Annotated in this window: 11 protein-coding genes; 6 read left to right on the top strand and 5 right to left on the bottom strand. The window is 63.8% G+C overall.

Annotation, left to right across the window (positions count from 1 at the left end; genetic code table 11):
• From BRAS3809_RS13050 to BRAS3809_RS13065, 4 genes are all read right to left on the bottom strand, one after another.
• A partial coding sequence (locus BRAS3809_RS13050) for an ABC transporter ATP-binding protein (protein WP_035656228.1) occupies positions 1 to 639 on the bottom strand: 639 nt, incomplete at its 3' end.
• 19 nt (positions 640 to 658) lie between these two features.
• Complete coding sequence (locus tag BRAS3809_RS13055) at positions 659 to 1570, bottom strand: carbohydrate ABC transporter permease (RefSeq protein ID WP_008962567.1); 912 nt, start codon at positions 1568 to 1570, stop codon at positions 659 to 661.
• On the bottom strand, positions 1570 to 2508 hold the full coding sequence (locus BRAS3809_RS13060) for a carbohydrate ABC transporter permease (protein ID WP_008962568.1): 939 nt from the start codon (positions 2506 to 2508) through the stop codon (positions 1570 to 1572). The genes BRAS3809_RS13055 and BRAS3809_RS13060 overlap by 1 nt, the downstream gene beginning before the upstream one ends.
• A gap of 119 nt (positions 2509 to 2627) precedes the next feature.
• Entirely contained in the window at positions 2628 to 3968 is a 1341-nt protein-coding gene (locus BRAS3809_RS13065) for an ABC transporter substrate-binding protein (protein ID WP_035656230.1), read from the bottom strand.
• A 411-nt stretch (positions 3969 to 4379) separates the two neighbouring features.
• Here BRAS3809_RS13065 and BRAS3809_RS13070 point away from each other — a divergent pair, with 411 nt between their 5' ends.
• Together BRAS3809_RS13070 and BRAS3809_RS13075 are read left to right on the top strand one after the other, a co-directional pair.
• Positions 4380 to 5150, top strand: coding sequence for a Spy/CpxP family protein refolding chaperone (locus tag BRAS3809_RS13070; protein WP_008962570.1), 771 nt, complete (start codon positions 4380 to 4382; stop codon positions 5148 to 5150).
• Positions 5151 to 5503: 353 nt separating this feature from the next.
• The gene (locus BRAS3809_RS13075; RefSeq protein WP_008962571.1) at positions 5504 to 6838 is read left to right on the top strand and encodes a hypothetical protein; all 1335 of its coding nucleotides are present in this window, start codon (positions 5504 to 5506) and stop codon (positions 6836 to 6838) included.
• Between the two features lie 133 nt (positions 6839 to 6971).
• On the opposite strand, the gene BRAS3809_RS13080 is transcribed toward BRAS3809_RS13075, so the two are convergent.
• Entirely contained in the window at positions 6972 to 8054 is a 1083-nt protein-coding gene (locus BRAS3809_RS13080; protein WP_008962572.1) for an acyltransferase family protein, read from the bottom strand.
• 735 nt (positions 8055 to 8789) lie between these two features.
• Here BRAS3809_RS13080 and BRAS3809_RS13085 point away from each other — a divergent pair.
• The 4 genes from BRAS3809_RS13085 (at position 8790) to BRAS3809_RS13095 (ending at position 12804) form a co-directional block, all read left to right on the top strand.
• Positions 8790 to 9047, top strand: a complete 258-nt coding sequence (locus tag BRAS3809_RS13085; protein ID WP_008962574.1) for a hypothetical protein — start codon at positions 8790 to 8792, stop codon at positions 9045 to 9047.
• 84 nt (positions 9048 to 9131) lie between these two features.
• Positions 9132 to 10172 (top strand): hypothetical protein, encoded by a 1041-nt coding sequence (locus BRAS3809_RS13090; RefSeq protein WP_008962575.1) that lies wholly within the window; start codon positions 9132 to 9134, stop codon positions 10170 to 10172.
• Positions 10173 to 10200: 28 nt separating this feature from the next.
• Complete coding sequence (locus tag BRAS3809_RS35805; protein WP_008962576.1) at positions 10201 to 10434, top strand: hypothetical protein; 234 nt, start codon at positions 10201 to 10203, stop codon at positions 10432 to 10434.
• A gap of 6 nt (positions 10435 to 10440) precedes the next feature.
• Positions 10441 to 12804 carry an AAA family ATPase gene (locus BRAS3809_RS13095; protein WP_008962577.1) on the top strand — a complete coding sequence of 788 codons (2364 nt, stop codon included), beginning with the start codon at positions 10441 to 10443 and terminating at the stop codon, positions 12802 to 12804.
• The last annotated feature ends 220 nt before the right edge of the window (positions 12805 to 13024 follow it).

The raw sequence follows: 13024 nt of genomic DNA on the forward strand, positions 1-13024 counted from the left end.
CTCGATGCGCCCCTTGTTCATGACGACGACGCGGTCGGCCAGGGTCATCGCCTCGACCTGGTCATGGGTGACGTAGACCGTGGTGGTGCGCACCTTCTGGTGCACCTTCTTGATCTCGATGCGCATCTGCACGCGCAGCTTGGCGTCGAGGTTGGACAGCGGCTCGTCGAACAGGAACACCTTGGGATTGCGCACGATGGCGCGGCCCATCGCGACGCGCTGGCGCTGGCCGCCGGAGAGCTGCTTCGGCTTGCGGTCGACGAGGTCGGCAATGTCCAGCATGCGTGCGGCTTCCGCGACGCGGCTCTTGATCTCCGCCTTGGGATAGTGCTTCAGGCGCAGCCCGAACGACATGTTCTCGGCCACCGTCATGTGCGGATAGAGCGCATAGTTCTGGAACACCATCGCGATGTCGCGGTCCTTCGGCGGCACGTCGTTGACGACGTCGCCGCCGATCGTGATGTCGCCGTCGGAGATGTCCTCGAGCCCCGCGATCATCCGCAACGTCGTCGACTTGCCGCAGCCGCTTGGGCCGACCAGCACGACGAACTCGTGATCGGCGATGTCGAGATCGATGCCGCGGACGGCCTCGACGTCGTCGTAACGCTTCACGACCTTGCGCAAGCTCACTTCAGCCATATCGGATCAACCCCCGTCATCAGCCCTTGGTCGCGCCGGCGGTGAGGCCGGCGATGTAGTAGTCCATCAGGAACGCGTAGATGATCAGCGGCGGCGCCGCGCCGAGCAGCGCGCCGGTCATGATCTGCCCCCAGTTGAAGACGTCGCCCTTGATCAGGGTGGTGACGATTCCGACCGGCAGCACCAGCTGGTCGGCCGAGGTCGTGAACACCAGCGGATACAGGAACTGCGCCCAGGAGACCGTGAACGCGAAGATCGTCGCGGCGATCAGGCCGGGCAGGGCCACGGGGATGAAGATCCGGGTGAGCGTCTGCAGCCAGGAGGCACCGTCGATGATCGCGGCCTCGTCGAGCTCCTTCGGGATCGAGGCAAAATAGCCGATCATGATCCAGGTGCAGAACGGCACCGTCAGGGTCGGATAGATGAACAGCAGCACGTACCAGCGGTTGATGAGCTGGATGCCGGTGACGTCCCCGATCAGCGCGAACATCTTGAACAACGGGATGAACAGCAGGCTGTCGGGGATCAGGTAGGTCAGGAACACGCCGGTGGCGAGCGTCGCCGAGCCCCAGAACTTCATCCGCGACAGCGCGAACGCCGCGGGAATGCTGATCAGCATGGTGATGACCACGACGATGATCGAGACCATGGCGGAGTTGAAGAAGAAGCGCAGGAACTGGTTCGAGCTCAGCAGGGCGGCGTAGTTCTCGAGGGTGGGGCGGAACACCCACCACGGATTGGTCGCGGCCGAGATCTCGGCGCTGCCCTTCAGCGAGGTGATCAGCATGTAGAACGGCGGCACCAGCGAGAAGATCGCGAACAGCGTCAGGAAGAAATACGACCAGCGCAGCGCCCAGGCGCGGTCGCGGCTCATCGAGCCGTATTTGACGGTGCGGGTCGGGCCGGCCTTGTCGACGGTCATCGTGCTCATCAGGATTCGTTCCCCCGCTTGGAGACGTCGCGCAGGATGAAGATCGCGGCGACCGCCAGGATCGGCACCATGAACAGCGAGACGCTGGCGCCGAGCGGAATGTCGCTGCCCTCGATGCCGACGCGGAAGGCCCAGGTCGCGAAGATGTGCGTCTTGTCGAGCGGGCCGCCGGCGGTGAGGATCCGGACGATGTCGAAATTGGCGAAGGTCACGATCAGCGAGAACAGCGTGGTGATCGCGATGATGTTGCGCATCATCGGCAGCGTCACGTACCAGATCCGCTGCCACCAATTGGCGCCGTCGATCGCCGCGGCCTCGTAGAGCTGGTCAGGCACCGATTTCAGCGCCGCCAGGTACATGATCATGAAGAACGGCGCGCCGTACCACACGTTGACCAGAATGACGGAGAACCGCGCCCAGGCGGCGTCACCCGTCCACGGGATCGGACCGATGCCGAAGAACGACAGCGTGTAGTTGAAGGCGCTGTAGGACGGATCGAAGAGCCACAGCCAGGCCAAGGTGCTCATCGCCGGCGGAATCACCCAGGGCACCAGCAGCATGCCGCGCCATTTGCGCTGGCCCTTGGCCGGGATGTTGTGGACGAAATGCGCGACGATGAAGCCGATCAGCGCCTTGAACAGCACGGCCGAGATCGCGAAGATGCAGGACTGCTTGACGACCAGCCAGAACGTGTCGCGCTTGAACAGGAACTCGAAATTGCCGAGGCCGACGAAGCGCTGCATCGACTTGTTCAGCGTCGCCAGATGCACCGAGTAGAATGCCGGATAGACGACGAGCAGCGCGATCAGGAGGATGAGCGGCAGCGTCATCAGGAACGCGACGGAGGATTTTCGCTGCAGCGCCTTGCGCAGACCGCTGCGGCCGACCGCCGGCCGCGGACGCGTCACCGCGTTTTCGCCGAATGCAGCATCGGCCATGACCATGGGCTCCTTGCGACTTGGCCGGGGGGCGCCGGCGCTCACGGGGCGGGGCAGGCGGGCGACGACTGACGGTGGCGGCCCGCGATGCAGGCCGCCATCGCCTGACTTGGGTCGGTTCAACTGCGCAGGAAGCCTTCGCACTCGCCTTCGGCCCAGGCCAGCGTCGCTTCCATCTTCTCGCCCTGGGCATAGCGCAGGCACATCTTGGTCTGCGTCGCCTGGAAGTAGATCTGCTGCGCGACCTTCGGCGGGGCGGGCGAGGCCGCGATCGACAGCACCTGCTGCTGATAGGGATCCGGGTAGTGGAAGATCGTTCCCTTCGGCGGCCCCTGCTCGGCCCAGACCTTCAGCTTGGTGAGCTTGCTGAACGCGGGCAGATCGTAGCCGCCGCTGGCATCGACCATCTTCTCGATCGACGACGGCTTGGAGAGGTGCACGAGCAGGCTCTTGGCGGCCGGCTTGTTCTTGGAGAAGCTCCAGATCGACCAGAAGAAGGGAAGGAACGGGGCGAAACGGCCCTTGGGCCCCGTCGGGAAGCCGTGGGTCCAGCACTGCTCCGCCACCTGCGGGGCATCGCGCTTGGCCACCGCCCAGGCGCTCGGCGGATTCATGATCAGCGCGCCCTTGCCGGCGACCAGCCATTTGTTGTTCGAGGCGTCATCCCAGGCGGCGACGTCCGGCGGCAGGAAGGCGATCAGCTTCTTGTAGAACTCGAGCACCTGACGCACCGCATCGGTCTTCACCGTGAGATTGCCCTTGGCATCGACCAGCTGTGCGCCGAACGCCTGGAAGAACGCGCCCGCGGTATCGACGCTGTCGGTGGTCTCGCCGAGCCCGATGCCGAACGGCACGCCGGCCTTGTGGCAGGCTTCCGCGGCCTTCAGGAAGGTGTCGGTGTTCCAGTTGTCGGCCTTCGGCGGTGAGCCGGCCGGGTACATCTCCTGCACGTCGATGCCGGCATGCTTCTTCATCAGGTCGATGCGCGAGCACGGGCCCTTGATCTGGCTGCCGACGCAGGCTGGAACGCCCATCCATTTACCGTCGAGCATGCCGAGATATTTGACGGTGCCGTTGACATCGCCATTCTCCTGGATGATCGGCTCCATGATGTCGTTGACGGGCTCGAGCAGATCGGAATTCGAGTGACACCACCAGGTCGGCATCTGGAAGATGTCATGGCCCGATTTCGCTTGCGCCTCGGCGGCGATGGTGACGATGTTCTTGTTGCCCTGGCTGGTGATGTAGTCGACCTGGAGGTCGACCTTCTCCTTGTCCGCCCATTCCTTGCAGAGTTCCGTGGAAGCCTTGTTGGCGTCGGGAACCCAATGATCCCAGAACCCGATCGAGAGCTTACCAGCGGCGTAGGCGCCGCGCACATAGGGCGCGGCGATCATGACCGCCGAGGTGGCAGCGGTCGCGGCAACGAATTGGCGGCGGTTCAGCTTCCTCCGTGACATGGCGTTCCCTCCCTGGTGAGCCAAGCATTCGGTTGGTGGCGAATCCTGATTGTTAGTTGTGCGTCGCATCATGCGCGCTTGGATTTCGCTTGGGTGCAATCAGAGCAGAATTGCGCGCGGCTGTCGAGAAAACAGGTGAGGCGAAACCTAGAACTAATGGCGTGCGCAAAGCGTCGCAGGTTCCGCAACTGATTGCGTCGCAATGACCTGGCGCTGCAGCGCAAAGCGAGGCGCTGCTGATTGAAAACGCTGCTGTGATCGCGCCCGATGAGTCTGTGTTCGGATCCATCATGCGCAGTGCGGCAGATGGACTTGCGCGTTGCGGCGACGTTAGAATTTCATCCGACTCGCAAGCCGTGGCGGGGGGTCGCCGCGGCCGTCCGGCTAACGCGCAAAAGGGGGGGAGCGGCCATGAAAACGAAGCGATGGGTCACGCCGACGCGCCGCCGTCTCTGCACCGCAGCAGTTGCGCTGCTGGCGCTCGGCCTCGCGTCGGCGCTGCCGCGTCAGGTTGCCGCGCAGGGCCTGTTCAAGGGCGTCGAGCAGGGCGCGAGGGAGGGCAACAGGGCGGCCGGCCCGGTCGGCGGCGTGCTGGGTGGCGCGATCGGCGGTGTCGTCGGCGTCGTCACCGGCGTGACAGGGGCATTCACCGGCAATGCTGGCCAACCGGGCCCACAGCCGTCGACTGCGGCGGCTGAAGCCAAGAGTGAAAACAAGAGTGAGAACAAGCGCGACACCAAGAGCGAGGACAAGAAGACGAAGGCGGCCAAGAAGACGAAGCTGGCGAAGGCCACGCCGATGCTGACGCAGCCGGGCGTGCCCGAGCTCACCGCCGAGCAGATCGTCGCCAACAGCGATGCCAATGTCGAGCGCCTGAAGACCGGGCTCAACCTGACCGAGGAGCAGGCCAAGAATTGGGGCCCGTTCGCCAACGCCATGCATGCGCTCGGCCGCAACGGCGCCGACCGGCTCAACCTGCGCATCGCCCGGGCGAAGCGCGATCCGCCCGACGACATCGTCGAGCAGATGCGCAACGAAGCCCAGTTCCTGGTCGACCGCGCCGCCGACCAGCGCGCCGTCGCCGACGCCTCCGAGCCGCTGTTCACGAGCCTCGACGACAAGCAGAAGCAGATCTTCATCGACGAGATGGTGCGGCTCAGCAGGGAGCGGGGGCTGGATTAGGTCGGGCAGACCGCAGGCGTCGATCGTCGAGGCCCGGTTCCCGCGCCGTGGTGCCGTGTGGATCTCCGCGTCGTGTTGACCCTGACGCCCGTGCTGGGCATTGTAGGAGTCGCCGCACGCTGAAGTGCATGTCGCGAGGTTGACACCTTGCGTAAACGGGCGGGCGCCAGAGCCGCCGCTGCCCTTGATCCTGCAATGCAGCTCAACGTGCATTGCAAGTCATTGCGATATTTGCATCTCCAGATGCCTTACCCCGTTCACGTGCACATCCGTCTCCTCAGCGGTCGGATGCCGCCCGGGTTCGGACCAGCCGGCCGCTCGCCTCAGCAGCGCCGCGGAGGGGAGGAAGCCTGTTGCCGAGTGGGCGTGTACGCCATTGGGTCAAATCCCGACTGGGTATTGGGGAGGCGAGTGCTGCGGAGCGGCTCGATGCGGACGCACAACGCTTCATCGCGGCTCTGCAGGCGGAGCTGCGATCGGCGAAGGACGACGCGCAGCGCTACAAGCGCGTCACCGAGGAGATGGGCGTCATCATGGGCCGTCTGCGCGACGAGCGCGACAGCTACAAGCTGGCCTCCGAATCGGCGTCCGCGGAGTTGCGCCGCCTGACGCGTCCACGCGCGACGGCGGGCTCCGGGTCCAAGTTGGGGTCCAGGTCGGGGCGCCGCATGGACAACGATGTGTCGGTCTTGAAGAATACGCCGCCTTCGGGTCTGCGCGTGCTCTGCGTCGGTACTGGACGGGACGGCACGACATCGCTCACACGCATGATGCAAGAGATCTTCGACCACCAGGGTAACGGTGAGAAGGCCGTGCATGAGTGGGAGTCCAGCGAGCTCAACGAGCTGTTCTGCCGGCTCAAGGAGACCAACGATCCCGGCATCGAGGACCAGATCCGCCAGACGATCCTGGACTGCCCCCATGCCTGCGTGGTCGGCAATGGCTATGCGGCGATCCTGCCGATCATCGCCGAACTGCTCGGCGATCGGGTCACGCTGGTGCATCTGCGCCGCCGCGACCGTGCCGCCTGCATCGCGAGCCTTGCCGAGAATGCGGAGCTGTCGCCCCAGAACCATGTCTATTACGCCGACTCGCCCGCGGCGCAACGCAAGCGTCCCACGGCGTTTCACTTTGGCGAGATGTCGCGTGAGCAATGGCTGGCGCTGCCGCTGACCGACAAATTCGGCTGGTACTATGACAAGACGCATTCGCTGATCGAGCGCTCCAAGAGCCTCTTCCCGAATACGTTGTCGATCGACACCGAGGATCTCGCGGCGGAGAGCGTGCGCGCGGCGCTGGCTCACGCGGTGGGCAGCACCGAGGCGCCGCGGCCGTTTCACGTCAACCGCTTCGTCGATCTGCGTCATGTGCCGGCCGAACGCCGCAGCTTCGTGCAGCGGCTGCTCGGCCAGCTCGACGTCCAGAAGCTTGCTCACGACGACCTGTACGGACTTCGGCAGGTGCTCAACGAGATGATCTATCATCTGGCGCATTTTCCGGACCAGGCGCCGGGCGCGCTCGACGAGCTGCGCTGGACGCTGGCCGAGACGGAGAGCCTCCTCAACAGCCGTCTCAGCGATGTTCACCAGCTGATGGCGCACGTCGGGGCGGCGTCAGACTCGGTCGCCGCTGTGCCGGACGGCCAGACCGCTGCTCGACCGGGCAATGGATCGCGCACATCGCGTTGATCGATACGGCTGCGCTGGTTCACCCAGGCGGATGCGGAAGGGTCCTCGCCTTGCGTTCCGGCGGTCTGCCGCGAGCGCTCCCGATGTCCCTCGGGGGCCCGGCGCGAGTCTCACGCGTGTATGTATCTGGGGCTCACGCCGACTTGGCGCTGACGGTCGCCGCTGGCGCATTGCGCAGCGGAGCGCGGACCAGCGGCGGCGCCGACCTGCCGAACCTGCGCAGCGGCCGGTCGACGATGTGGTAGATCGCGATTGCGACCACGAAGGCGCACAGGCCGTAGATCACGCCGTCGAACCTTGCGTGCTGATCGCGCAGCAGCGTGCTGGCCACGATGAACATCACTGGATAGTGCGACAGGTACAGCGGGTATCCGAGATCCCCGAGGTAGTTGAGCGTGGTTGCGACCGGACGCCGGAACGCAAGGGTGGGCTGCAGGAACAGAATGGCCACCACCACGAACCAGGCGAGGAGCGTGGCCATGATCGTGAACCAGCCCTCGATGTTGAAGAAGGGTGGATAGGAGGCGACTGCGAGCGGCGCAGATGCCGCGAAGATCAGCATCAGCCGGACGCGACCTGCGTTTGCATAGGCGATCCACCCGCAGGCGAAAGCCCAGAAGATGGACAGGGCGTGGAAGAAGACCGTCTTCTGGAAGACGAGCGTCTCCAGCACGGTGCCCTTGAGCAGATGCAATCCGCAGAAGCCGAGCAGGGAGAGTGCCGAGATCACCAGAAGCATGCGCAGGCTTGCGCGTCGGAGCAGCGGCGCCAGTGCGTAGTAGGCGACCTCGATCGACAGCGACCACGCCGGAAACATCAGCGGCACCATGATGGGAAGGACGGTCTGCAGCAGCAGGTAGGACCCGATCCAGGTCAAGGGCGGGATGATCTCGCCGCCGGCGTGACCGACGGCCGACTTCAGCTCGGGTCCGAGGATGAGATAGGCGACCAGCGCCATCGACACGGTCGCGAAGTTCGTCGGGTAGACGCGCCAGAAACGCCGCCGAAGGTAGCCGGCAGGCTCGGTCGCGATCGAATGATGGATGCTGAATCCGGAGATCGCGAAGAAGCACAGGACCGGCATCGCGCCGCTGACGCTCGGGACCGGCAGCGGATGCTCCGCGAAACTGTAGGTGTGTGCGCAGAGCACCCACAATGAGAAAGCGAAACGGAAGCCGGCGAGCAGTGGCCAAAGACCGTCTCGATCGTTTCTCATGACGCCCACTCTGTTTCGCAACGTTGCGATGGAAACATCTAGCAGCAATGGCCGGCGCCTGGATAGCTGCGACAGGCCAAAATACCGCCGCAGGTCGAATCGGCCGGTGGATCAGAATGGATGCGTCAAACGCGATGCGGTTCAGCCCCACACGCGTGTCGCCACCGGCTGAGGCGGCATCCGTCCGCCACGGCGGCCATCGTCATGAACGGCCGCGGCAGGCGAAGGCCGCACCAGGGCGGCTCGGCAACATCAGAGCCGCATGGAGATGAAGGGATTGAGAAGATTGGCGGAAGGGGTGTCCTCTTTACCATTATGAAATCAAGATGGTTTTTGCATCTTTTTGGTCTCCTCCACGCGATCCTCCACGGCAATCGTCCAGAACGTGGAGTGCAAGGGGGTGGGGGGCTAATCCACAGAAAAATTCAGTGTCCATCAAGTTTACGATTTGGGGTCAGAACCCTATAGATCAATTCAGCGTCGAATAGACGCCAGCGCACCGCCTAAGCTTCGAACGCAAGGCGGATGGTAAGGCCCAGCTTGTTCCGACACAGGGGTGTGTCTCGCTGGTCCTACACCGAAGAAAAACGGTGGCTCGCCTTCGGGCGGGTTGCGGAAGCGCCCATGGGCAAAGCCGCGGTTTCGCGACACACCTCTACCAGTCTCAAACCGACCCGCGGGGCGGTGTTCGAAAAGCAGCCTATCCCCACTCTCGCTTTTCGGAGACGCAATCCCATGGCCACCACCCGACGTCACGCCCGCGGCATCAACCAGACCGAGTTCCCCGTCGACTACCCGAACCAGCACCGATTTCAGAATAGCGATTTCTTCCGCGGCGCGCTCTTCGGCATCTCACGGGCTGCCTTCTACAACTACCTGACGGCGGGACTTGTGCCGCCGCCCGACGCGAAGCACGGACAACGCAATGCGTGGCGGGAGACGACCATTGCCGCCGCTGTCGAAGCTTTCGCCAAGCGCTCAATCGCCGCCTGACCTTTCCACATTCCGCACCGGCTCAACCCGCGCGCTCGACGCCGCGGGCCGGGGACTCGCGTGCGATCAGTCGAGACCACAAACATGAACGACGAATTGGCAGCCGATGCCGACGCGATCTTGGCCGCAGGCGGGAGCGACGAAAACGGCCGACTCCGAGACGAGCCCAAAGACGAATACTATCCCGGTGATGAAGTACGCCACCGCGATTTCTTCGGGCGGTCGGCGGACACGCTCGCTCCCGACGACGAGGAGCGCGAAGTCTTCAACGGCTACGGCGAGTCCACCGAAACCATCAACCAGGTTGCTGCAAGTACGGAAGCGCTGGCCGCGAAACTGTCCGCCGAAGGCAAAATCGAACGAGCCGCAGAAGAAGCGCGAAATGCTCGCGAGCTGCGCGAACTGGCGAAACGACGCCTCGCCCGCAAGGTGCTCAATACCCACGCCATCTTTGACGGAAAGCTGTCCGATGCCGTGCTCTATGGCGACTGGCCCGGCACGTGGGCGCTGCTGATCTCGGTCATACGGGACAACGAGGCCGATCACGCGTTGCGCGTGGCGGGCGTCAAGGCCGCAATCGAAATCGCCCCGCTTGCAGGCGCTGACACAGGCGAGGACTTCGACGCCGCTTGGATTGCAAAGGCCGCTGACATCCCGCTGCGGACAGCGCAGGACTTGATGAAGTCCGCGAACAGCTTGGAATCGGGCCTAGCCACGCTCCTCGTCGGAACGGAGCATGGCGGCCGAAAGGCTGTTCGCCAGCTCGGAGCGATGACACCAGCCAAGAGGCGAAAGGCAGTCGACGCGCTCAAGGAGCATCTGACCCTGCACATGCTGGAATTCGCAGGCAAGCGCGAGAAGTCGAAGCACGCTCGCAGCATCTGCCTATCCGAGCTGAAGGTTCTGTCACGCCTTGGCCTGAATAACCCCGAAGGGTGGGCCGCACTGACAGAGCAAAGCGCGAAGGCGGGCAAGGCGTGGCTTGCAGCCGCCTTGGACCGAGTTGAGGCGGCAGAGCGCAAGTACAGCGGCAAAGCGGGACCGGACGCCAAGACCAAAGGACTGCGCGTTTTGCCGAGCCTGACGATGCAGCGGCTCGCGAACGAACGCATCTACGAACTATGAGCTAGCAGAGAAAACAGGAGTTTGAGACGTGGGACAGAAAGCACATAGAAAGGCGCGGATCGCGACCAGACGCGAGCGCGAGATTGCGGGCCGTTGGATGCAGCACGCAAAGTCGCGGCCGGAGATCACGCTAGAAGAAGCGCTGAAGCCCGGCATGGTTGCACACGCCGTCTTCCAGCATGACGATTGGTGCCCTGCGCTGGAAACGTTCAGCATCCGGGATTGCAAGTGCAGCCCGAATATCAAGTTTCATCGAGAGTAAGCTACGATGACAATCGATACAACTGGCGCCCGCCGCAGCACCAATCGCCGCAACGCGAAGTTTTTTGCAGAGGCCGGGCTCTACGTCTTTCCGTCTGACGGCAAGGTGCCGCTCGTGCCTCGGTACACGAAGGCCGACACCGCGATCTCGAAGAACGAACGCGAAGCCGCTATTGAGGAGTTCGAACAGAAGCACGGGAAAAGGCCCGTTCACGTTGGCGCCACCAACAGGGTTGCGGTTATCAATGACATGTGGCGCGAGTTTCCCGATGCCGTGCCCTCGATCTCGTGCGGCCCGTCACGGCTTGTCGTGCTCGACGCCGATCAGAAGGACGGCGGCCCTGAGAAGCTGCGAGCCATGTTCGAAGAGCACGGCGGGCCTCCCGCTGGTGTTGCTATCAACCCCACCAAGTCGGGCGGTGCCCATTTCGTGTTTCGAGACGTCGATAGCAAATTCACGAACAAAGCGGGCCTTTTGAAAAAGCAGTACGGCACCGATGTCCGAGGCGTCGGCGGCCAGTTCGTCGGCCCTGGCTCGATCCGCGAGGACGGGAAAACCTACGGCTCCGCGGCCGACCGGGACGCATTCGTTCGCGCCTTCATGACCGGCAAGCTCCCGCCGCTGCCCGACTACGTCGTCGAGCTGATCGGCGCAGCGAGCGGGGATATCGAGCGCGAGCAGCCCACACCCACCAAAGAGCGCGAAGTCATCAAGCTGCTCGAAGGCGTGGATTGGGAGAAGCACGCGCACGCATTCGACTCTGATCTCGGATCGTACGACCTGACCGGACTACTCGCCGACAACGCGGATTTTAGGCTGCTATACGACGCTCCTGGATCGGATTGCTCGACCAACCGATTTCTTGCCGCGCAACACCTCATGCGCGAGTGGCCGGACATGCCCGCTTCAGCGCTTGCAGCCTTCTTCGAACAGTGGCCCGGGGCGGGCGAACACGTCGAGGGCAAGCCGGGTACCGGGCAGTACGACAACCGTCAAATCGCCCGCGAGTGGCTGAAGAATCAGGGTCTGAAGAAACCTTCGGATGGAGAGGCTTTCGACGCGGTGGACGATATGGACGACCACGGGGCCTACATCGCGAACGGCGGCAGTACGGAGGGGTGGGACGCATGGCAGCAGCGCCTTGACGCTCAGCGTCAGGAGCGGCTTGCTCGTGCCGAGCGGGCGCGCATTCTTGAAGGCGAGCGCGCCGATGAAGTAGAGGCGACGGATAACAGCACCGGGGAAAAGGCAAACAGTTCGCCGCTGAAGTTTGAGCTGGAGCGCGATGTAGCGGCGAGCGCGAAGCCACCCGCTTGGCTGCTTCATGAGGTAATTGAGGAGCGCACGCTATCGGTCTTGTACGGCCAGCCGAACAGCGGAAAGAGCCTCGTTCTGCTCGACATGCTGTTTCATATCGCGGCGGGAAAGCCGTGGCGTGGGCGGGACGTGAAGCGCGGCTGTGTGCTGTATATCGCCGCAGAAGGGCCGAACGGCACGGCTCGCCGCTCCAAGGCGTGGCGCGTTCACAACGAGATTGCAGACGACGCGCGGCTGCCGCTCGCTTTCGTGCGCACCGGCCTCAACCTCTACGCCAATAGCCGCGACGCGAAGAGGATTGTAGCAGCGGTCAAACAGTTGGAGGCGGAAACCGGGTTGCCTTGCGTTGCCGTTGCGATCGATACGCTATCCGCGGTGACACCTGGAATGGACCAGAACAAGGAAATGGGCGTATTCGTCCAGAACTGCCGCCTGATTCTGGACGGCACAAGCGCGGCCGTGATTGGCACGCACCATGACGGCAAGGACCAATCGCGTGGCATGCGGGGCGGCTCCGATCTGCTCGGAGCGGTTGACGCGACGATGCTGGTTCAGGATCGCGTCCTGAAAACGATGAAGATGCGCGATGGCGTGAGCGGGCAGGAGTTCCCGTTTGACATTCGTGTTCTGAATCTCTGGACAGATGAAAAGGGACGACCGGCGGGGGCTCCCGTCGCTGTCGAGCGCGATCGATACAGCGCGATAGATGCAGTGGCCGGCGGCACGGAAGCCGAAGCCGACGCTATCCTGTCCGGGCTCGCGGCGTGCGAGACCCTCGCCGATTATGTCGTCGAGCACATGCGGCGTGTTGCGGTGGATGAGGGCGTGAACCCGCGCGGATACCCCTTTGCATCCGGCGAGCTGCGCAGGCAGTTGACCCCGGCGCTCGATCACTACGCGCCCAAGTCGCGGCGGGGCGTGAAAGACCCTGCGAAGCTGGAAAGGCAACGTGCGGCGCAGTTCTCCCGGGTGATAGCGCAGCTCGAAGCGGAAGGCCGTCTTGCAGTCGAGCCAATGGCGGGGAGACAATCGACTTTGAGACTGAAAGCCTGATCGAAAGGGGCCGCTCCGGTTGAACGCCGGGGCGGCGTTTTCCGTTGCGATCCCGGTGAACAACACGCCGCGTGGGGGCGCGCGGGATTTGCGGGGGCACAACCGCTGTTTTTGCGCAATGCAACCGTTGATACCCACACGTTTTTCCGATTTTGGGCCGATTCGTGGGGGTCGCGTGGGGGTGACTTGTTAGTTCGCGTGGGGGTCGTTCGTGGGGGTA

This window comes from Bradyrhizobium sp. STM 3809, from assembly GCF_000239795.1.
Lineage (GTDB): Bacteria > Pseudomonadota > Alphaproteobacteria > Rhizobiales > Xanthobacteraceae > Bradyrhizobium.

Coding starts and splice junctions, on each gene's coding strand:
- BRAS3809_RS13055 (WP_008962567.1), bottom strand. CDS start 1,570: ATGAGCACGATGACCGTCGACAAGGCCGGCCCGACCCGCACCGTCAAA.
- BRAS3809_RS13080 (WP_008962572.1), bottom strand. CDS start 8,054: ATGAGAAACGATCGAGACGGTCTTTGGCCACTGCTCGCCGGCTTCCGT.
- BRAS3809_RS13090 (WP_008962575.1), top strand. CDS start 9,132: ATGAACGACGAATTGGCAGCCGATGCCGACGCGATCTTGGCCGCAGGC.
- BRAS3809_RS13070 (WP_008962570.1), top strand. CDS start 4,380: ATGAAAACGAAGCGATGGGTCACGCCGACGCGCCGCCGTCTCTGCACC.
- BRAS3809_RS13095 (WP_008962577.1), top strand. CDS start 10,441: ATGACAATCGATACAACTGGCGCCCGCCGCAGCACCAATCGCCGCAAC.
- BRAS3809_RS13060 (WP_008962568.1), bottom strand. CDS start 2,508: ATGGCCGATGCTGCATTCGGCGAAAACGCGGTGACGCGTCCGCGGCCG.
- BRAS3809_RS13085 (WP_008962574.1), top strand. CDS start 8,790: ATGGCCACCACCCGACGTCACGCCCGCGGCATCAACCAGACCGAGTTC.
- BRAS3809_RS13065 (WP_035656230.1), bottom strand. CDS start 3,968: ATGTCACGGAGGAAGCTGAACCGCCGCCAATTCGTTGCCGCGACCGCT.